The sequence below is a fragment of the Flindersiella endophytica genome (assembly GCF_054779015.1).
Map to the genome: position 1 here is coordinate 81,388 of NZ_BAAGYY010000005.1, position 19,827 is coordinate 101,214.

General features: G+C 70.0%; 16 protein-coding genes. 5 read left to right on the top strand and 11 right to left on the bottom strand.

All coding sequences use genetic code 11. The annotated features are described in order from the left end of the window. Nucleotides 1-87: 87 nt before the first annotated feature. The 6 genes from ku to ACYVF6_RS03480 all read right to left on the bottom strand — a co-directional run bounded on the left by ku (nt 88) and on the right by ACYVF6_RS03480 (nt 8,207). Entirely contained in the window at nt 88-951 is an 864-nt protein-coding gene (gene ku, locus ACYVF6_RS03455) for a Ku protein (RefSeq protein WP_460515620.1), read from the bottom strand. Nucleotides 952-1,317: 366 nt separating this feature from the next. Further along, the gene (gene murQ / locus ACYVF6_RS03460; RefSeq protein ID WP_460515674.1) at nt 1,318-2,223 is read right to left on the bottom strand and encodes an N-acetylmuramic acid 6-phosphate etherase; all 906 of its coding nucleotides are present in this window, start codon (nt 2,221-2,223) and stop codon (nt 1,318-1,320) included. 119 nt (nt 2,224-2,342) lie between these two features. After that, nucleotides 2,343-3,287, bottom strand: a complete 945-nt coding sequence (locus ACYVF6_RS03465; protein WP_460515622.1) for a MurR/RpiR family transcriptional regulator — start codon at nt 3,285-3,287, stop codon at nt 2,343-2,345. 52 nt (nt 3,288-3,339) lie between these two features. Next, nucleotides 3,340-5,085, bottom strand: a complete 1,746-nt coding sequence (locus ACYVF6_RS03470) for a serine hydrolase domain-containing protein (protein ID WP_460515624.1) — start codon at nt 5,083-5,085, stop codon at nt 3,340-3,342. 4 nt (nt 5,086-5,089) lie between these two features. Next, nucleotides 5,090-6,385 carry an exo-beta-N-acetylmuramidase NamZ family protein gene (locus ACYVF6_RS03475; protein ID WP_460515625.1) on the bottom strand — a complete coding sequence of 432 codons (1,296 nt, stop codon included), beginning with the start codon at nt 6,383-6,385 and terminating at the stop codon, nt 5,090-5,092. A gap of 37 nt (nt 6,386-6,422) precedes the next feature. Then, on the bottom strand, nt 6,423-8,207 hold the full coding sequence (locus tag ACYVF6_RS03480; RefSeq protein WP_460515627.1) for a glycoside hydrolase family 3 protein: 1,785 nt from the start codon (nt 8,205-8,207) through the stop codon (nt 6,423-6,425). A 266-nt stretch (nt 8,208-8,473) separates the two neighbouring features. On the opposite strand from ACYVF6_RS03480, the gene ACYVF6_RS03485 reads away from it, so the two are divergent. Continuing rightward, nucleotides 8,474-9,739, top strand: a complete 1,266-nt coding sequence (locus tag ACYVF6_RS03485; RefSeq protein ID WP_460515629.1) for an Ig-like domain-containing protein — start codon at nt 8,474-8,476, stop codon at nt 9,737-9,739. On the opposite strand, the gene ACYVF6_RS03490 is transcribed toward ACYVF6_RS03485, so the two are convergent. After that, on the bottom strand, nt 9,736-10,338 hold the full coding sequence (locus ACYVF6_RS03490; protein WP_460515631.1) for a cysteine hydrolase family protein: 603 nt from the start codon (nt 10,336-10,338) through the stop codon (nt 9,736-9,738). The genes ACYVF6_RS03485 and ACYVF6_RS03490 overlap by 4 nt on opposite strands. 88 nt (nt 10,339-10,426) lie before the next feature. Between ACYVF6_RS03490 and ACYVF6_RS03495 the strand changes: the two genes are divergently transcribed. From ACYVF6_RS03495 to ACYVF6_RS03510, 4 genes are all read left to right on the top strand, one after another. Beyond that, complete coding sequence (locus tag ACYVF6_RS03495) at nt 10,427-11,206, top strand: alpha/beta fold hydrolase (RefSeq protein ID WP_460515633.1); 780 nt, start codon at nt 10,427-10,429, stop codon at nt 11,204-11,206. Nucleotides 11,207-11,229: 23 nt separating this feature from the next. Beyond that, entirely contained in the window at nt 11,230-11,733 is a 504-nt protein-coding gene (locus ACYVF6_RS03500) for a DUF6912 family protein (protein ID WP_460515635.1), read from the top strand. An 86-nt stretch (nt 11,734-11,819) separates the two neighbouring features. Then, on the top strand, nt 11,820-13,004 hold the full coding sequence (locus ACYVF6_RS03505; RefSeq protein WP_460515637.1) for a serine hydrolase domain-containing protein: 1,185 nt from the start codon (nt 11,820-11,822) through the stop codon (nt 13,002-13,004). Between the two features lie 14 nt (nt 13,005-13,018). Continuing rightward, nucleotides 13,019-14,554: an alpha/beta hydrolase gene (locus tag ACYVF6_RS03510; protein ID WP_460515639.1), complete on the top strand. Its 1,536-nt coding sequence runs from the start codon at nt 13,019-13,021 to the stop codon at nt 14,552-14,554. A 106-nt stretch (nt 14,555-14,660) separates the two neighbouring features. On the opposite strand, the gene ACYVF6_RS03515 is transcribed toward ACYVF6_RS03510, so the two are convergent. From ACYVF6_RS03515 to ACYVF6_RS03530, 4 genes are all read right to left on the bottom strand, one after another. Beyond that, the gene (locus ACYVF6_RS03515; RefSeq protein ID WP_460515641.1) at nt 14,661-15,902 is read right to left on the bottom strand and encodes a pentapeptide repeat-containing protein; all 1,242 of its coding nucleotides are present in this window, start codon (nt 15,900-15,902) and stop codon (nt 14,661-14,663) included. A 284-nt stretch (nt 15,903-16,186) separates the two neighbouring features. Further along, nucleotides 16,187-17,401 (bottom strand): hypothetical protein, encoded by a 1,215-nt coding sequence (locus ACYVF6_RS03520; RefSeq protein ID WP_460515643.1) that lies wholly within the window; start codon nt 17,399-17,401, stop codon nt 16,187-16,189. A 3-nt stretch (nt 17,402-17,404) separates the two neighbouring features. After that, nucleotides 17,405-18,331 carry a patatin-like phospholipase family protein gene (locus ACYVF6_RS03525; RefSeq protein WP_460515645.1) on the bottom strand — a complete coding sequence of 309 codons (927 nt, stop codon included), beginning with the start codon at nt 18,329-18,331 and terminating at the stop codon, nt 17,405-17,407. After that, the gene (locus ACYVF6_RS03530; protein ID WP_460515647.1) at nt 18,328-19,824 is read right to left on the bottom strand and encodes a WS/DGAT/MGAT family O-acyltransferase; all 1,497 of its coding nucleotides are present in this window, start codon (nt 19,822-19,824) and stop codon (nt 18,328-18,330) included. Before ACYVF6_RS03530 ends, ACYVF6_RS03525 begins: the two co-directional genes overlap by 4 nt. Nucleotides 19,825-19,827: the final 3 nt, after the last annotated feature.

The following is a 19,827-nucleotide window of genomic DNA, read 5'->3' on the forward strand; positions in this document are numbered from 1 at the left end:
GTCGACGGTGCTCAGTTTCGCCACGGTCCGAGGACCGTGAGGTCCGCGGACGGGCGGCTTCTTGCGCGCGCTCGACCGACTTGGGAGTCACGCCGACTTGCGAGCCTGCTTTTTGGGCGTCTTCTTCGCAGCCGGCTTGGGTTTCTCCTGCTCGGATTCTGCCTCGTCACGCTCCGCACGCTGCCGCTTGGCCGCCTCGACGCTGGCCTGCAGCGCCGTCATCAGGTCGACGACCTGGCCGGCCGGGCCTTCCGCCTCGACCGTCTGCAGCTCGACACCCGCCGACTTGGCCTGCACCAGCTCCTCGAGCGCGGCGCGGTATTCGTCGTGGTAGCGGTCCGGCTCGAACGTCGTCTCCAGGGTCTGGATGTACGACTCGGCCATCGCGATCTCCTGCGGACGGACCTCGACGTCCTCCGGCGGAGTCGCGAACGTGGCGTCGCGTACTTCGTCGGGCCAGAGCAGGGTCTGCAGGATCAGCAGACCGTCCATCGGCCGCACCAGGCCGAGCGACTCACGGTTGCGCAGGGCCACCTTGACGACGGCGACCTGCTCCGTCTTGACCAATGCCTCACGCAACAGGACGTAAGGCTTCTGGCCAGGCCCGTCGGCCTGGAGGTAGTAGCTCTTCGAGACGTAGATCGGGTCGATCTCGTCGGAGCCGACGAACTCCAGCACCTCGACGGTGTGCTTGCTCGGGAGCGGCAGCTCCGCGAGGTCGTCGGCCGTGAGCACCACCATCTGGCCGTCAGGCAGCTCGTGCCCTTTGGCGATGTCGGAGTACGGAACTTCTTCGCCGTCGAGCTCGCAGATCCGGCGATACCTGATCCGCCCGCCGTCCTCGACGTGCACCTGGCGGAACGAGATGTCCTTCTCCTGCGTGGCGGCGTACACCTTGACCGGGATCGTTACCAGGCCGAAGGTGACCGAACCTTTCCAGATCGCTTGCACGGGAGGGCTCCCCCTCTTTCGGGGCGCGTCCGATCGCGGGTTGGACGCGCCTGACTTATCCACCATGATCGGTTCACGCTCCCGAGGCAAGTCGAACGGACTGGTCTGCAGTGCCTATTCGACAACATTCCCACCAAATGCCGCAGCTCACCTGCGGTTTTGGAGCAAAGTACGCACACGGAAGCGTGTCAGCGGGGGCGTAATGCCTGGGCGTGTGCGGGTGTGGGATGCATGCTGCAATCCTACGTGCGACCACCGACAACGGCCGGGGAAACGAGCGACCGATCAAGGGTCGGTCAGCACCCCGTCGGAGGCCTGTCCGGCGGCTTGGTCGAGGGCCCGCGAGCGCCTCGTCCAGCAGCCCGGTCAGGCGCTCTCGGACAGCTCGCGGATCGCCAGGTGCGCGTGCCCGCCGGACTCCGCCAGCGCCGCCCGCGCCTGCTCGGGCGTCACCTCGCCCAGCAACGACACCAGCGCGGTCTTCAGCTCCCCGTCGGCCGCCGTCAGCGCCTCCGCGCACACGTCCTCCGGCAGTCCCGTCGCCTCGCGCAGGATGCCGAGCATCCGCCCGCGGAGCTTCGCGTTGGTCGCCACCACGTCGACCATGAGATTGGAGTACGTCCGCCCGAGCCGCACCATCACCGCGGTCGAGAACGCGTTCAGCACCAGCTTCTGCGCCGTGCCGGCCTTCATCCGGGTCGACCCGGCCAGCACCTCCGGCCCGGTGTCGACCGCGATGAACACGTCGACCTCGCCGCCCAGCGGTGTCAGGGGGTTGGCCGTCACCAGCGCCGTCGACGCTCCGATCGCCCGGGCCGCCCGCAGCGCGCCCGCGACGTACGGTGTGCGTCCGCTCGCGGCGAGTCCCACCACCACGTCGCCGGGCTTGACCGACTCCCTGATCTCGCGGCCGCCCGACTCGGCGTCGTCCTCGGCGTCCTCGATCGCACGTAGCAACGCCGACGGCCCGCCCGCCATGTGCGCGATGAACCAGTCCGGCGGCACCGCGAACGTCGGCAGCAGTTCGGCCGCGTCCAGGATGCCCAGCCGGCCGGAGGTGCCCGCGCCGACGTAGTGCACCTTGTCGCCCCGCCGAAGGGCCGCCACAGCCAGATCGACGGCCGTCGAGAGCTCCGGGAGCACCGATCGTACGCAGGCGGCGACCCGCTGGTCCTCGTCGTTGATCAGCTGGAGCACCTCGAGCGTCGGCACCCGGTCGAGAGCCCGCGTCCGCGGGTTGCGCGCCTCCGTGGGGGACACGACCCGCACGATCGGCTTGCCGGCCGCACCGGCCGCGCCGTCTACACCGCCGACGCCATCCACTCTGCCAACGCCATCCACGCTGTCCACGCCCTCACCACCCCCGCTACCGCCAGCTATCGGTTCGGACATCAATGCCGCCCTCGGGGCGCCGACACTCGCCTCCCGCTCACCGCGTCGTAGGTGACCTCGAGTGCGTCGAGCGTTTCTTGGTAGTGCCGCCGCGCGATGCCCACGAACAGCGCGTCGATCGCCGTCAGCTGCGCGATCCGGCTGGCCGTCGCCCCGGAACGGAACGTCGTCTCGCGCGCGGCAGTCGTGATCACGTGGTCGGCGACGTTCGCGATCGGCGAGCGCGGGAAGTTGGTCAGCGCCACCGTCGTGGCACCCCGGTCCTTGGCCACCGACAGGAACTCGATCGTCTCCGAGGTCGCACCGGTGTGCGAGATGCCGAGCGCCACGTCGCCCGGCCCGACCAGCGCGACGCTGGCCAGCGCGACGTGCGTGTCGCCCCAGGCGAACGCCAGCCGCCGGATCCGGTGCAGCTTCTGCTGGAAGTCCATCGCGACGAAGCCGCTGGCGCCGACGCCGTAGATCTCGGTCCGGCGGGCTTCGGACAGCAGCTCGACGACCCGTTCGAGCTCGGCGATGTCGAGCTGCCGGGCGGTCTCCTCGACCGCGCGCGAGTCGGCGAACGCGATCTTCTCGACGACCTGCTCCATCGTGTCGTCGGGGCCGATGTCGCTGCCGACCACGCGAGCCCGGTCGCCGGTGCGTACCGACTCCCGCGCCGACTCGGCGGCCAGCCGCAGGCGCAACTCGGGATAGCCGGCCAGGCCGAGCGCCTTGCAGAACCGGATGACCGTCGTCTCCGACGTTCCGGCCGCGCGGGCCAGCTCGGTGATGGTGCGGTTCGCCGCCTGGGCAGGGTCCTCCAGCACGATGCCGGCGACCCTCTGCTCAGCCGGCGAGAGCGAAGGTGCGAGCGCGCGGATACGGATGACGACACCCTCCGCTACCGGATCGGCGGCGGCTGTGGCCTGCGCGGGTCCAGGAACCTTCGAAGTCTTCGGCATAGTGAGAAAGTAACTTACTTTGTTTACGTTTGGGGCCAACTGGGGCCGGTATTCACCGGACACTTTGGGTCCACCCGGCGGTCACGAATCGTTCCGGGTGCTTCTCCCCGTCGAACAGCGTTCCCGATCGGTCACCCAGCCGGATGTCGTCCACGTAGATTCCCCTGCCCTGATAGACGGGATCGGTGACGTAGCGCCAGCGAACGAGCACGTCACCGGGCGGTTCGTCGAGCTCCGCGAACGCTTGCTGCCAACGGCGGCCGGCGAATCCGGAGATCGTGCCGTCATACGAACTGACCTTTCCGCGGCTCCAGCAGATGAACGGCACCGCGTCCCACGTCGCTCCCCCGTCGCGGGAGAGCTCGAGCGAGAGTGTGTCGGTCTCCTCGGAGTCGACGAACAGGTCGAACCCGAGGCGGGTCCGCGAGGAACGCAGCTCGACCGGAAGCGTCAACGTGGCCGTCGATGCGTCCTGCCGGCCGGCGAACCAGGCCGTGTGCCCGCGCTGTGGCGTGACGTCGAGCGCCTGCGCGACGCGCTGGGTGGCGACCCGCCGTGCCGCGTTCACGCTGCTCCAGGCACGGTTGGGGTGGACGCGGTTGGTAAGCAAGATCACGAAGCTGCGCGACAACGGGTCGATCACGACCGAGGTACCGGTGAAGCCGGTGTGCCCCGCGGTCTGCGGCGCGGTGAGCCCGCCCATGTAGAACCGCTGGCTGAGCTCGAAGCCGAGCCCGTGGGCGTGCGTCGGGAACGCTTCGTTGTAGTCGGTCAGCATCTGCTCGACCGTGTCCGGCTGGAGGATCCGGGCACTGCCGTAACGCCCGCCGTTGAGGACCGTCTGGCACAGGATCGCCAGATCGCTTGCGGTGGAGAAGATTCCGGCGTGCCCGGCGACTCCGCCGAACGACCAGGCGTTCTCGTCGTGCACGCTGCCACGCACCATGCCGCGTGGCGGGTTCGCTTCGTACTCCGTCGCCGCGATCCGGTCCAGCTTGGCGGCCGGCGGGTTGAAGCCGGTGTCGCGCATCCCGAGCGGCTCGGTGATTCCCTTGCCGACAAGGGCTTCCAGCGGCTCGCCGGTAACGTGCTCGGCCAGCACGCCGAGCGTGATGAGGTTGAGGTCGGAGTAGGTGTAGCGGGTGTCCGGCGGTGCCGACGGCACGACTTCCAACGTGGCTTTGACTCTCGCCGCCTTGTCCGGCCAGTCGCGCCACAGCGGCAGCCACGACGGCAGCCCGGACGTGTGGGTCAGCAACTGGCGTACGGTCACGGCCTGCTTGCCGTTGGCGGCGAACTCGGGCAGGTACGACGCGACTGGCGCGTTCAGGTCGATCAGTCCGCGTTCGACCTGCTGCATCACGACGATCGACGTGAACAGCTTGGTCACGGACGCCATGTCGAAGATGGTGTCGCGCCGCATCGCGACCTGCTGGTCGGGCGGCAGCTCGGTGCCTTCGGCGTCGGCGTACTTCACGGCGTAGCCCATCGCCTCGTGCACGGGGATCTTGCCGTCGTGCCCGACCAGGACGACCGCGCCGGGGTACAGCGGCCTGGCCGTGCCCTGAGGCTGCATGAAGCCTCTGAGCTCGGTCAGCATCGCGTCGATCTCTTCGGTGCGCAGACCCGCCTCCCGCGGTGTCGAGGGCCGCAGCCGTGTGTTCGGCGCGAACCCGGTGTACGGCTCGTCGAAGCCACGATCATGCCTCGCCGGACGTTCGGTCGCGCCCGCCGGAGTCCCCGACAGCGCGGCGGCCAGCACGGCAAGACCTGCGAGACCTCTAACGAACCTGTTCATCAGCTCATCTCCGGTAGAGCAGGTAGGGGCGGCGCTGCCGCTGGAAGGCGCGTACCTCGTCCTCCCAGGCACCGACGACGTCGTCCAGGCCGGCGCCGGCGTCGATCATCGTGCGCAGCCGCGGCGAGCCGGAAAGCTTGTCGATCCAGTACGGCCGCTGCGGGTCGTAGGTGTCGTACCGCCACTGGAACTGCTCGTAGCGCTTGGCCTCGATCAGCATCGCGGCCGCCGTCGGCACGGGCTGGAAGCGGTGCAGGTCGCTGATGTGCAGCTGGACGCCCGCGCAGGTCTCGTTGACGTACTTGTTGAACGTCGGCACGAAGTACGCCTCACGGAACTCCACGCCGGGCAGCCCGAGCTCGTTCAGCCGGTCGCCCCAGTGGTAGTCCAGGTAGGGCGCTCCGATCAGCTCGAACGGACGCGTCGTGCCGCGGCCCTCCGACAGGTTCGTGCCCTCGAACCAGCAGGTTCCGGCGTACACCGCCGCGGAGTCGGCGGTCGGGATGTTCGGTGACGGAGGTACGAACGGCAGCCCGAGGTCCTGCGCGCGCTGGCCGGGCTGCCAGCCCTCCACGCGTACGACCTCCAGCTCGACCTGCGTGCCGACCTCGGCGGGCAGGAACTCGCCGTTGTAGAAGCGCGCGAGCTCGCCGACCGTCATGCCGTGCTGCTGCACGATCTCCTTCAGGCCGACGCCGCTGGTGAACGCGGACGTCATCATCGCCCCGTCGGCCGCACCGCCGATCGGGTTCGGCCGGTCGAGCACCACGAACTTCAGGCCGAGCGGCGCGGCGGCGGCCATCGCGCGGTAGAGCGTCCAGATGTAGGTGTAGAAGCGCGCGCCGATGTCCTGGATGTCGAAGACGACGGTCTCCAGGCCGGCCTTGGTGAACAACTGCCCGAGCTTCTCCGTGTTGGCGCCGTAGGCGTCGTAGACCGGGATCTGCGTCCGCGGATCGACGGTGTCGCCTTCCGACCCGCCGGCCTGCGCGCTGCCGCGGAAGCCGTGCTCGGGCCCGAACGCGCCGACGATGTCGAGCCCTTCCTGCGCGGCCAGGTCGTCGACGATGTGCCGGGTGTCGCGCAGGATGCCCGTGGGGTTGGAGAAGATGCCGACCTTGCTGCCGCGGAGGATCCGCCAGCCCGAGGCCGCGGCGACCTCGGCTCCCGTCCGGAGCCGATGGCTCGTGCCGCCGGCCTCGGCAGGGCCGGCGAAAACAGCACTGCCGGCACCGGCCGCGACGCCGGCGCCCGATGCGACCGCGGTGGCGAGCACGTTCCGGCGCGTAGTGGTGTGCATGCTGTTGCCTTCCAGAATTGGCACAGTCCTGCTTCTCTCAGCTCGCTCGGTATCCGTACGGGTACAGCGTGACGCTCGGATCGTCGGCGCTGACGATCGCGATCGGCAGCCGGCCACGCGCTCTGACCTCGCCGACGAGGACCTTGGTGAGGGCGCGCATACCGACGGCGTTGTAGACGTAGGTCGCGACGTAGGTGTCGACGCCCGGCAGGTACGCGATGTCGTGCGGCTCGGCGGTCGCGACGACGACCAGCGGCCTGCCGGTCGCCTGCAGCGCGGCGACCAGCTTGCGTTGCTGGCGCTGCGGGTCGACGTCCTGGTCGTTCCAGGCGCGCATCGTCGACACCACGACGAGGTCCTGCGTCTGGGCCCGGGCGACGGCTTCGGCGATGTTCGCGTCGGTCGGCCTGGAGCCGGTGGCATACGCGGTCGCGGTCGCACCCCTGTCCGCGAGCCCCTGGGCGACGGTCTGCGTGGCCGTCGCGCCGTAGCCGGTGACGAGGATCTGCTTGCCCGCCGCGGCGATCGGCAGCCTGCCGGCGTCGTTCTTCACCACGGTCGTCGTCCTGGCGGTGATCTGGTCGGCGATCGCGAGGTTGCGCGGGTTGCCGACGTACGCCTCGGCACGGCCCTCGTCGACAAACGGGTCGCCGACGATGCCGAGCTGCCGTTTGAGCCGCAGGATCCGGGTCAGCGCCTGGTTGAGCCGCTGCCGGCTGATCTCGCCGCTGTTGACGGCCGCGAGCACGGAGTCGTACGCCAGCGGGAAGTCCGGCGGGCGCAGCAACTGATCGACGCCCGCGTTGATGGCCAGGACGGGCACGCGGTCGTCGCCGTACTTGTCGCGTACGCCCTGCATGCCGAGCGCATCGGTGATGACGACACCGTCGTAGCCGAGCTCGCCGCGCAGGATGCCCGTCATGATCGGCTTCGACAGCGTGGCCGGGTCGCCGGACGGGTCGAGCGCCGGGAAGACCAGGTGGCCGGTCATGATCGAGTCGATGCCGGCGGCGATCGCTGCCTTGAACGGCGGCGCGTCGATCCGTTCCCACTGCTCCCGGGTGTGGCCGATGACCGGGATGCCGGTGTGGCTGTCGATCTTGGTGTCGCCGTGGCCCGGGAAGTGCTTGGCGGTGGCGGCGATGCCGGCGCCGTGCTCGTACCCCACGACCTGTGCGGTGGTGAACGTACGGACGAGCGAGGGGTCGGCGCCGTAGGACCGGTTGCCGATCACGGGGTTCGCGGGGTCGACGTTGACATCGGCCACCGGCGCGTAGTCCTGGTTGATGCCGAGTGCCGAGAGCTCGCGTCCGGCGAGGGTGGCGGCCTGGAGCGCCGCGCCCGGGTCGCGGGTCGCGCCGAGCGCCATGTTGCCGGGCCACTCGGTCGCCGGCGGGCCGACCCGGACGATGTAGCCCGTCTCCTGGTCGGTGGAGATCAGCAGCGGGACACCCGCGCCGGTCGCGGTCGCCGCCTGCTGCAGGCCGTTGGACAGCCCCGCGACCTGGCGGGGGTTGGCGATGTTGGCCGACCAGGTGAAGTACGCGACGCCGCCGAGGTGGTATTTCTCGAGCACCTGGGCCGGCGTGGTGATGCCCGGGCCGTACGTGCTGGCGTTGCGGGCGTCGGAGGTGTCGGCGGTCGCGCCGTAGACGTGGTTGACGAAGAGCTGGCCGACCTTCTCCTCCGGCGTCATGCCGGCGATCGTGCGGCGGATCCAGGCGTCGGCCTGGTCGCCCGGGTGGGCCTGCGCCGGTGCGACCGTGCCGGCGACGGACGTACCGAGGAGCAGCACCGTGAGCAGAACGCGGTTCGGGCGCACAGCCCCTCCCGGCGGTCTCGATCCCTGCAGCGAAACTTCTTCCCGGAACTCCCCGTACGCCCGCAAGGTACCTACGAACCGCGCGTGGGTCAAGGTGTAACCGCACGGCCTCGACCGCGACCTGGTTGCCAGAGCACGACCCCTGAAAGCGGTGCAGCATGTTCACACGCCGGTTCTTCGCGCTTCTCGGCGCGACCGCCCTGGCCAGTTTTCTCCCAGCGGTTCCACCGCTTTCCACACCAGCGCAAGCGGCGACGAACACCGCCGTGAGCTTCACCTTCGACGACGGGCAGGCCACGCAGTACGCCTCGCTGCCGATCATGTCGAGCCGCGGCATGGCCGGCACCTACTACATCAACTCCGCGCTGGTCGGCAGCTCGTCGTTCTACATGAACTGGTCGCAGATCCACGACCTGGCCAACGCCGGCGCCGAAATCGGCGGGCACACGCTCCACCACACCGATCTGACGACGGTCAGCCGGACCACGGCCACGACCGAGGTGTGCCAGGACCGGCAGAACCTCATCGGTCAGGGATTCTCAGTGACATCGTTCGCGTATCCGTACGCATCGGTCAACTCGACCGCCGAGAGCGTCGTCGCGGAGTGTGGGTACGCCAGCGGTCGCGGCGTCGGCGGCGTGCGCACCGGCAACATCTGCACCGACTGCCCGTGGGCCGAGACGATCCCGCCGGCCGACCCGATGTGGCTGCAGACGCCGGAGCCCGTCGCCAGCAACACGACGTTGGCGCAGCTGCAGGCGATGGTCACGAACGCGGAGAACAACGGCGGCGGCTGGGTCATCCTGACCATCCACGGGGTCTGCACCAGCTGCGGCTCCGACGGGCTGAACCCTTCGACGCTGGCGGCGTTCCTGGACTGGCTGGGGCCGCGGGCCTCCTCCGGGACGGTCGTTCGTACGGTCGGCGACGTAATGAACCCCGGCCCGCCCGGGCCGGACGTGACGCCGCCCACGACCTCCGCGACGTGCAACGGCGGGAGCTGCGCGGGCTGGTTCCGTACGCAGCCCGTGAACGTCGGCCTGAGCGCGACCGACAACCTCGGCGGCTCCGGCGTGGACCGGACGCGCTACACGACCGATGGCTCTGATCCGCTGACGAGCTCCACGGCTTCGACCTACAGCGCGCCGTTCCCCGTCACGCAGGGCCAGACCGTGCGGTACGCCTCGATCGACCTGGCGGGGAACGCGGAGTCGCCGCGAACCCTGACCCCGCAGTTCGACCTGGCCGGCCCGTCCGTCTCGATCACCGCACCGGCAGAAGGCGCGAGCCTGCGCCGTAACCAGGCGGTGACCATCCAGGCGACCGCGACCGACACCGGTGGCTCGGGCGTGACCGGGGTCGGCTTCTACCTGGACGGGACGCTGCTGGGCAACGACACGACCTCGCCGTACACCCGGGCGTGGACGCCGCGCAACGGCCAGCTGGGCGCGCACACCCTGACCGCCGTCGCGACCGACGCCGCCGGCAACACCACGACGTCGGCCGCCGTACACGTGACGGTGGTGCGCTAGCCGAGGGCCTGGGCCGTGCACTGGGCCCAGGTCACGGGCTCGCCCCAGAAGCCGGCGAGGGTGTCGAGGAACTCTCGTTTGCGCCGCTGGTCACCGTCGTAGGTGTCGACACCCTCGAGCAGGACCGCGGCGGGGTAGCCGCGCAGTCTCAGCTCGATCAAGGTGGCCAGCACGCACACTTCCAGGACGAGCCCGATGACCACGACCGGGCCGCCGGTGTCTGGTGGGCCGAGCGCACGGCCGAGCCACTCGTCGAACGCGGCAGGATCCTGGCGGGCGGGGCCCGGTGCGGTGTCGGGCCGGCCACCACCGTCGCGCACCCAGGTCGGGGCGATGTGAGCCTTCACCCACGGCGCGACGGGCTTGACGTCGGCCGGAATGGCGGACTCGTAGCCCCACTGTCCGGGCGCGCAGGTCTCGCGATCGGCATCGCCCGCCGAACTGCGGTAGTCGGAGACCACCTCGGCGACGGCGATCCCCCGCTCCCGGATGTGGGGCACCACAGTCCGCGCGATGAACTCGACGCACGGCTGCCCCTTGAAGTGGACGCCGCCGGGGGCTACGAAGTCGTTCTGGAGATCAACACTGACCAGTCGCATCCGGCAAGTACAGCAGCAGCCACCGACACCCGGAATCTTCTGCTCGGCAGGTCGGCGGTGACTGGCATCCTTGTCCGCTATGCGAGCGATGCGAGTTCCAGCAGGCGCTTCCGGGCACACGGTGGCGGTCGGCTATCTCGAGGTGCCCGGTGACGGGCAGCTGCACGTCTACGTCGCCGGGCTCGGGTCGGCGGCTACCGCGATGTACCCCGAGGCCCTGCTGGATCCCGCGCTCGCCCGCCGGCGGTCGATCCTCGTCGACCTGGCGGGCACCGGGTGGAGCGATGTCGCTCCCGCGGCGAGCGGGTTCGGCTACACGATCGAGGAGCACGCCGGCACGATCGCCGCTGTGATGGAGGGGCTCGGGGAGCGCGACTGCATCGTCGTCGGGCACAGCCTGGGTGGCGCGGTCGCCATCAGCCTCGCGCATCGGCGGCCCGACCTCGTCGCGCGTCTGGTGGTCGCCGAGCCCAACCTCGACCCAGGCGTCGGCCAGATCTCCGGCCACATCGCCTCCCAGTCGGAGGAGGCGTTCGTCGAACGCGGTTACGGTACGTTGCTCGCCCTCCTCGACGCCGACGACGAGCCGAGCGTCTGGCGGGCCACCCTGCGGCACTGGAGTCCAGCCGCCCTGCACAAGACGTCCGTGTCGCTGCTGGCCGACCGCACGCCCACGTTTCGCGAGCAGTTGACGGCCGCGGCCATGCCCCGCGCCTACATCCGGGGCGAGCTCACCGACACTCCCGAGAGCCTCGACGGGCTCGAAACGGCCGGCGTGCGGTTGCTCGACGTACCCAAGGCCGGGCACCCGATGGTCGACGACAATCCCGCCGGCTTCGCGGCCGCGCTGGCCGAAGCTCTAAGGTGAGCGGAGCGACAGTTGGAGGATTCATGCGGGTCTATCTCGGCGTAACGCTCGGTGAGCTCGCCGCCGCGATGACGCAGGGCGGCTTCGGTCCGGCACCGCTTCTGGGCTGCGCGGTCACGCCAACCCTGCGCGAGTGGTACGCCGAGGCGGATCTCGAGGAGCTCGAGTACGCCGCCACCACCGATGCCGCGAAGATCTCGCTGGCCAAGCTCGCCACCTCGCCGAACGAGCGGCCACGCAGGGTTGTGGTCGCCGTCGACGTCGCCGACAACGCCGTGAAGCCCGACAACGCCGGCGGTCGGTCGGCCGTCCAGGTGTTCGACGTCGTCCCGATCGAGCAGATCGCCTCCGCCCATGTCGACGAGGACGAGGCCGAGCCGGTCGTACGCGCCGCCGCCGAGGCCTGGCCGCAGGCCGAGGCCGGCGACGACGATGCGGCGTTCACCGTCGACGAGGCGTCCGGCTTCGAACTGCTGTGGTACGCCCGCCAGGAGATCCCCGACCTCCTCCAGGAGGACGAGGCCTGACCCTGAGACGCCTCGGCGAAGTCTCAGGGTCGGTACGGGGGATCAGCCGGTAGCCGCCGGAACCCTTTCCAGTACACGCTTACGGCATGCGAAATCTGAAGCATGTCCTTCACGTTTCCAAGGTGGTGCTAGCTCCACTACTCGCGTTCGGGCTGGCTACAGTACTCGTCGCACCGGCCGGTGCGTCGACCGCGCCGAGCCCGGCGAGCGCGACGAACAAGTGCCGAGACCACAGCGAAGTCCAACGCAGGTTGGACGAGCTCACCACAACCCACGGCCTGCCCGGCATCACCCTCGAGGTGACCGGCCCGGTCTGCGGCCGCTGGATCGGTACCAGCGGCGTTGCCAACCTCGAGACCCGGCAGCCGATGCCGCGCCATCCGGCGTACCGGATCGGCAGCATCACCAAGACGTTCACCGCGACGATCGTGCTCCAGCTCGTGGCCGAGCACGAGGTCGACCTGGACGCGCCGGTCGAGCGTTATCTCCCCGGCCTGATCGGCCGGAACGGCTACGACGGCAGGCGAATCACCGTACGGCAGCTGCTGCAGCACACCAGCGGCCTGCCGGACTACACCGAGACCCTTTCGGAGGACATCGACAGCTGGCGGTACGAGCACGCCGAGCCCAGGGAACTGATCGACACCGCGCTCGGCATGCCGCCGCCCGACCAGCCCTGGTACTACTCGACCACCAACTACATCGTGGCGGGCCTGCTCGTCGAACGCGTGACGGGCAACAGCCTCGACGCCGAGCTCGACCGGCGGATCATCCGGCCGCTTCACCTGCGCGACACCTACTGGCCGGGCGACGACGTCACGATCCGAGGCCCGCACCCGCACAGCTACTACCCCGTCGAGAAGAACGGCTCCGTCGTCCTCGAGGACACCACAGAGTTCAACATGACGTGGGGCGGTGCCGGAGGCGCGCTGATCTCCAGCAACGCCGACCTCGACACGTTCTTCGACGCCTTGCTGACCGGCAGGCTGTTGCCCCGGCGTGAGCTCGCCGAGATGCGCCGCACGGTCGAAGCCGATCCCGATCGGCTCTGGCCCGGCGGGCGGTACGGCCTCGGGCTGATTTCCACGCCGTTGAGCTGCGGCGGCCTGTCCTGGGGCCACGGTGGTACGACCCCAGGCTTCCGCGCGATGTCCGTCCGCACGGCAGACGGCCGGCAGCTCTCGATGGTCATCAACTCGGTGCCGGCGACCGAGGCAGCCGAGATCGCGTTCCAGAACGTCATCGACACCGCGCTCTGCGAAGCGCGCTAGGAGGTAGAGATCCGATGAGATTCCCTACGCGCGCGGGCATCGCCGCGCTCGCCGGCGCGGCACTGCTCGCCGGACCGGCCGCCGCCCAGGCCGCGTACGCCGGGCCTGGTGTGGCCGGGCCGGATCGCTATGCGCACCAGAAGATCGACTGGAAGAAGTGCCAGCTGAACGCCGACGACGAGGTGGGCAAGGAGCTGGACCAGGCAGGCGCGCAGTGCGCCGACATCACCGTTCCGCTCGACTACTCCCGCCCCAGCGGCCCGGCGATCACCGTCGCGATCTCCCGCCTGCCGGCGACCGACACCAAGCGCCGGATCGGCGCGATCGTGCTCAACGGCGGCGGGCCGGGCGGTCCTGGGATCGACATGCCACCCAGCATCAAGGAAGCGATGGGGAAGGTCGGTGAGCGGTACGACGTGATCGGGATGGATCCGCGCTTCGTCGGGCGCAGCACGCCGCTGGACTGCGACTGGCCGACCGGCAGCATGATCCGTTCGGCGGGCCTCGACCGCGCCGACTTCGACCGTTCGGCGGCGCTGGCCCGCGACCTCGCCGCGCGCTGCGGGCGGAACGCGGGCGACGTGCTGCCGTACGTCTCCACCCGCAACACCGCGCGCGACATCGACCTGATCCGGAGCGTTCTCGGCGAGCGGAAGCTGTCGTACCTCGGCTACTCCTACGGCACGTACCTCGGCGCGGTCTACGCGGAGATGTACCCGCGTCGTGTGGATCGGCTCGTGCTGGACGGCCCGATCGACCCGGACGCCTATGCGCCACGGTTGCTCCAGCAGTCCGGTCCGGCCAACGAGCAGGCGCTGGCGTCCTGGGCTTCGTGGGCGGCCGAGCGCGATGCGACGTACGGCCTCGGGAGTACGCAGGCCGAGGTGCTGGCGACCGTGCACGGGCTGTTCGCCACCGCGAAGCGGGAGCCGCTGCACGTCGGCGACTTCCGGCTCGACGTGAACATCCTGCCGACGGTCTTCTTCTCCATGCTGGGCAGCGATCTGGAGCCGGCACGAGTCGAGCTGGCCAAGGCGGCCCGCGTTCTCGCCGACGCGGCCGAGCAGGGATCGGCGGAGCCGTCCGAGTCGCTCGAGGCCGCGTTGCGGTTCCTCCTGACGGCGGAGGGCTCGCAGTACGGCAGCGTCCAGGCCGCCATCCTCTGCGGCGACGTGGCTTCGCCGTCCGGTGAGGTCGAGAAATACTGGCAGGACATCGAGCGTGACCGGGCGGCCATGCCGTACGCCTCGCCGGTCGTGAACAACCTCAACCCGTGCGAGTTCTGGCCGGACGCGCCGCGGGAGCAGCCGACCAGAGTGCGCGCCCACGTCCCGTCCCTGATCGTCGCCGCCACCGGCGACCCGCGGACGATCTATGCAAACGCGGGTGCCCTGCAACGCAAGCTGTCGGGCTCGCGCGTGGTGACCATCCCGAACGCCAACCACCACGGCGTCTACGGCGAATACGGCAACGCCTGCACCGACGAGACGGTGAACGCCTACCTCGCCAGCGGCCACCTGCCGAAGCGGGACGTCACCTGCCCGCGTTAGTCAGCTGACCAGAACCACTCACCTGCACGTCGACCGGCCGAGCGGTGCCTTCCACGGCACCCTCGGCCGCCTCCGCTGACGCCGTCAAGCAGACTCGCCGCAGACATCAACCAGGAACGGCCTCAACTTTCCTGACGAGTCGTCCGGGCTCACCTCTCGCGCCCGGCTCCGCTTCGACCCTCCACCCTGTAGGGCAGACACAGCCCTTGCTTCTCATCATGGCTTCAGAGAAGTCGTCTTCGCCCTCCATAACGGCCTTGTAGAAGCTCACAGGTCCGCGGAACCTGGCGTGAGCGAAGTCCGCCCTGTCTCGAAACTGCGCGCCCACGAAGCTGACCTGGCCCTCAAACACGGCGCCAGCGAACCTGGCGTAGGCGAAAGCCGACTTCACGAAGACGCTGTCACCGCGAAATTCGGCGCTGCCGAACTCAGCCATGCGCAGATCACAACCTGGCAACTCGAAGTTCTCCAGGGCAGCACCGGTCAGGTCGATGCCCAGGCATTCCCATTGCTCCTCGTTACTCGCGGCCGCCCAGGCCAGGTGCCGCGACAGGATCCCTTGGGCTTCGAGGCGCACCTGCCGCTCTTGTCGCGCCACTCCGGCTTCCTCACTACCGGTTGTTTCGTCTGGGTGGACGAACGGCATTCGGAGGTAGGCACAGATCAGGTCCACGACGGTCTGGCGATGCTCTACGTGGGCCTGGCCCAGGCGCTCGAGCGTTTTCAGTCCGGCCAGCCTGACGGCGGCTTTCTCGTGTCCGAGATGCTCCGCGGCTGTCGAGAAGAGCTCGGTGACTCGCCGCTCGACCGCGTCGGACTCGGTGTGGACCTGGGCTCGCTCGTTCAGCCACTGCCGCCGCACGGCTAGCAGCAACGCGGTCACGCCACCGGCGCCCGCTCCGACGGTCAGGCCGGTCTTGATGGCGTCGATTCGCAGCGCTGGGTTCTGGCCGGCTTCGTGCAGGAGCCATGCCGTCGACGCCCAGATCGATACCGCCACCAGGACAAGTCCAAGCGGGACAGACCACCACGGTAGGACGCGGAACTCCTTACGTCGCAGGTGCCCACCGGCTGATGTGACGGCCACGCCAATGCCGAGGAAGACCAGGAAGCCGGCCAGCACCGCCAGTCCGACCCGAACCCCGCCCGTCCCGACGAACGAGAGCTCCAGCAGGAACACGCCGGCGCACGCCAGTGTCATCCCGGCCAGGCCGACGCTCCGTGGCAGGCTCCGCCAGGTGGTCAGGACTAGCATCGTCGCTAGCCACAGAGTGGCCACCTGCCCATAACCGATGACGGCGAGATACAGCGGCCAGACGAACGCCCAGTCGAGCGCGAGCTCGACCACAGTCAGGACGGCACCCAGTACAGCCAAGAGGCCGCACCCGATGACGAGCCAACCCGATCGACCCAGCAACGCACCACAGACCGCCGCGAACAGGGTCGACAGCCCGGCCAGGACCAGGCAGATCGCCAGCCATTCCGGCGCGACCACCCACAGCCCGCCCAGACACATCCAACCACCGGCGGCGAACACGACGGCCGTGTTCCGGAACCAGGCCGGAGCCACATCCAGCTTCGACTCGAGCTGTCGCGCGAAGATCGACATCCGCCCTCCCCGTCAAGCGATACTCAGGCTTTTCCGGTGTCGGCGGGTTCGCTCACCAGCCGGAAGGCCTTGCCGTCCGACAGGGGGTCGGCGACTACGCGCCAGCCCGCCGGCGCGTCGGCCTGCAGGGTCTTGGCCAGGACGTCGCGGGCGGCGAGGCGGACTTTGCGTTCCTCCGGGGTGAGGCCTGCCGGGCCGCCGCGCGCGGGGGTGCGGAGGTACGCCCCCAGCACCGAGACGACGGTGGGGCGGTGTTCGGGGTGGTCTCGGGCGAGCTTCTCCAGTGTCATCAGGCCCGCCAGCCTTACCGCCGCCTGGTTGTCTCGCAGGTGGCTGGCGGCGGCCGCGAACAGGTCGCTCACCGGCCGGGCGGCTTCGGCGCCGGTTGCGCGCTCGGCCACAGGACCGGCCACGGGAACGGCGTCGACGGCAGTCACCGCGGCCACCGGGTCGGCCGGCGCACGCGAACGTCCGGACGTCCAGCGGCTGTAAACGCCCAGCAGGACAACGAAGCCCGCCCCCGCCACCACACCCATCACGAGCCCTGTCTGGATCGCGTCGACGCGTAACGCGGGCGTTCCCTCGGCCGCCGCCAGCAGCCAGGCCGTCGTCCCCCAGATCGAGACGGCGACCACGAGCAGACCCGCCGGCACCGACCACCACGGCGGTCCGGCGAGGTTCCGTCCCCGCAACGTCCCCGTCGCCGCCGCGACCGTGGTGACGATCACCAGCCCCGGCAGGACGAAGGCCACGGCACCCGACGAGCTGAGCAGCAGCTCCAGCAACGCCACGAAAACCCCGACCACAACCGACACCCCGGCAGCGACCGCCGGCCCCAGCTCCGGCCAGTTCGACAGCAACAGCATCGCCGCCAGCCAGACGGCCGACAACTGGCCGTACAGCAGGACGACGAAGTACAGCGGCCAGACGAACGTCCAGCCGTACGCGATCTCGACCACGATCAGGTTGAGGCCGAGCGCGGCCAGCAGGCCGTACCCGAGGATGTGCCAGATCGGCCGCCTGAGCAGGACACTGCAGAACGCCCCGACCGACGTCGATACCGCGGCCGCCAGCAGGCAGACGACGAGCCCGGCCGGCACAGCCACCCACAGCCCGCCGAGGCACAGCCAGGCCACCACCCCGAACGCCGTCGCGGCGTTACGGACCCACTGTGGGCCGACATCGACCAAACGCCGATCGAGTTGCCGTGCACGTGCTCGAGCATCTTCGAGCGCCACGACTTACCCCTTTCGCAGGGCTTCCCGGGTCGTGCGAAGCGATGTTTCTAGCACAGATAGACGCCGCATGGGGTCCATTGGATTCAACCCGAGCGCCCCCAGATCCTCCGCCGCCGGCGCCAGCAGCGTGACGCGCGCCCCCTCGTCGCTCAGCAGGCGCATCTCGCGCTGCAGTCGTACGGTCTGTGGCCTGCGCCATCGCCGCAGGAGGAAGCGCCCCATCGTCCACGCACTCGGGTCACGAACGAGGTGGGCGAGCGGCGCGAGGACGTAGACCTCGTCCAGGTTTTGGCCGGCGAGCAGGTCGGCCGACGCCATCGAACGCGCGCCGCCGTCGACGTAGCTCGACCCGTCGATCTCGACCGGCGCGAACACCGACGGCATCGCACACGACGCGGCCATCGCGGTGGACGGGGGTACGGAGGACTCACGGTCGAACGGGTGCCGGTGCCCGGTCGTGAACTCGGTCGCGACGATCCGCAGGTCCACCCCGGCCGGCCAGGTGGGCAGCAGCTTGTCGACCCATCCGATCACCTCGCCGAGACTGCCCCGCCCGCGCGGCAACAGCCCTGCGACCAGCGCCGGCGTGCCGAGCCGCCCCCGCCCACGCAGGTACGCCGCCACCAGCCGCGGCGAGCCGATCGCCAGCGAAGGAGCGCGGGCCTTGACGCCGTTGAAGGAGTAGTCGACCTCGACCTCGGCGAGCCGCCCGTGCCCGTCACCGTGCTGGTGAGTGTACTGCTCCCACGGCGAGACGCCCGCCGCCAGCAGGCACGCGACCACCGAGCCCGCCGAGGTGCCGACGATCGCGTCGACGTCGGTGCAGGAGAACCCGCGTTCGTCCTCCAGCGCGCACAGCGCCCCGATCGTCCACGCCGCTCCGAGCACACCACCGCCGCCGAGTACGAGGCCGCGACGCTTGCGGCTCATGGCGCTTGTTTCCGCTTCCCGGCGTTACGGGTGGCGGCCTTCGCGTCGGTTCTCGCGGCCGGGCGCCGGCGTACGTTCCGCTTGCGCCGCGGCTCGTCGACGGAGTCGAGCAGCTCGCGTAGCGCGTCGGGGATCGCCTCGGCGAGCACGTCGAGGTCGGCCATCGCGTCGCGGTCGGCGTTCAGCCCGAAGTAGACCGAGCCGTTGTACGAGGTCAGCCCGATCGCCAGCGCCTGCCCCTTGGCCAGCGGCACATAGGGATACGACGCCTGCATCGCGGCGCCCGCGGCGTAGAGCGGGTTCTGCGGCCCTGGGACGTTGGTCACCACCAGGTTGAACGTACGCCTCGACAGCGAGCTCGCCACCCGCGCGCCCAGCGCGTGCATCGTCGGCGGCGCGAACCCCGCCATGCCGGTCATCGCGCGGGCACCCACCGCCTGGCCGGTCTCGCTGTGGGCCTTCATGGCGTACGACACCTGGTGCAGCCGCATCGCCGGGCTCGGCTCGCCGATCGGCAGGTCGACGACGTACTCCGCGACCCGGCTGCCGACGCCGCGCGGCGTGTCGCTCTCACCGTCCTGGATCCGCATCGGTACGAGCGCGCGGACGGTCGTCGCCCCACGGACCGGGATGCCGCGGGTGAACAGCCAGCTGCGCAACGCGCCGGCGATCGTCGCGAGTACGACGTCGTTGACCGAGCCGCCGAACTGTGCGCGGACGTCGCGGTAGGCGTCGAGCCTGGTGTCGACGGTCGCGAACCTTCGCTGCGCGCCGATCGGGACGTTCAGCGGGCTGCCGGGCGCGGGCCGAGCCAGGCGCAGCGCGCGGGCCAGCCCGCCGGCAGCCTCCCCGAGCACGTCGACCACCCGTCCGGTCGTGAACGTGACGTCGGACAGCGTCGAGCGGGCGGTGTCGAGCATCGCGCTCGGCCGCCGGACCGCCTCCGACACCGCTCCCACGACGAGCTCCAGCGCCGACGGCTCGGCCACCGGCGACCAGACGTCCGACGGAGCCGGCGGCGGCTCGGGCGACGGGTCGAGCACCACCTGCCCGATGTCGACGGTCGAGATGCCGTCGACGACGGCCTGGTGGGTCTTGGAGACCAGCGCGAACTTCCCGCCGGCGAGCCCTTCGACGAGATACATCTCCCAGAGCGGCCGGGTCCGGTCCAGCGGGCGGCTCATCAGCCTGGCGACCAGCTCACGCAGCTGGTCGGGCGTGCCCGGCTTCGGCAGCGCGGACCGCCGGACGTGGTAGGTCAGGTCGAAGTCGTCGTCATCGACCCAGACCGGGTTCGCGAGGTGCGCGGGCACCCAGCGCACCCGCTGGCGGTAGCGCGGCACGAAGGCCAGGCGCTCGCGTACGAGGGTGAGCAGCGTCTCGTAGTCCAGGTCGCCGTCGTCGAACAGCGCGACGCTCCCGACGTGCAGGGGTGTGGTCGGCTCCTCGAGGTAGAGGAACGACACATCCAGCGCACTCAGCCGGTCCGGCACACG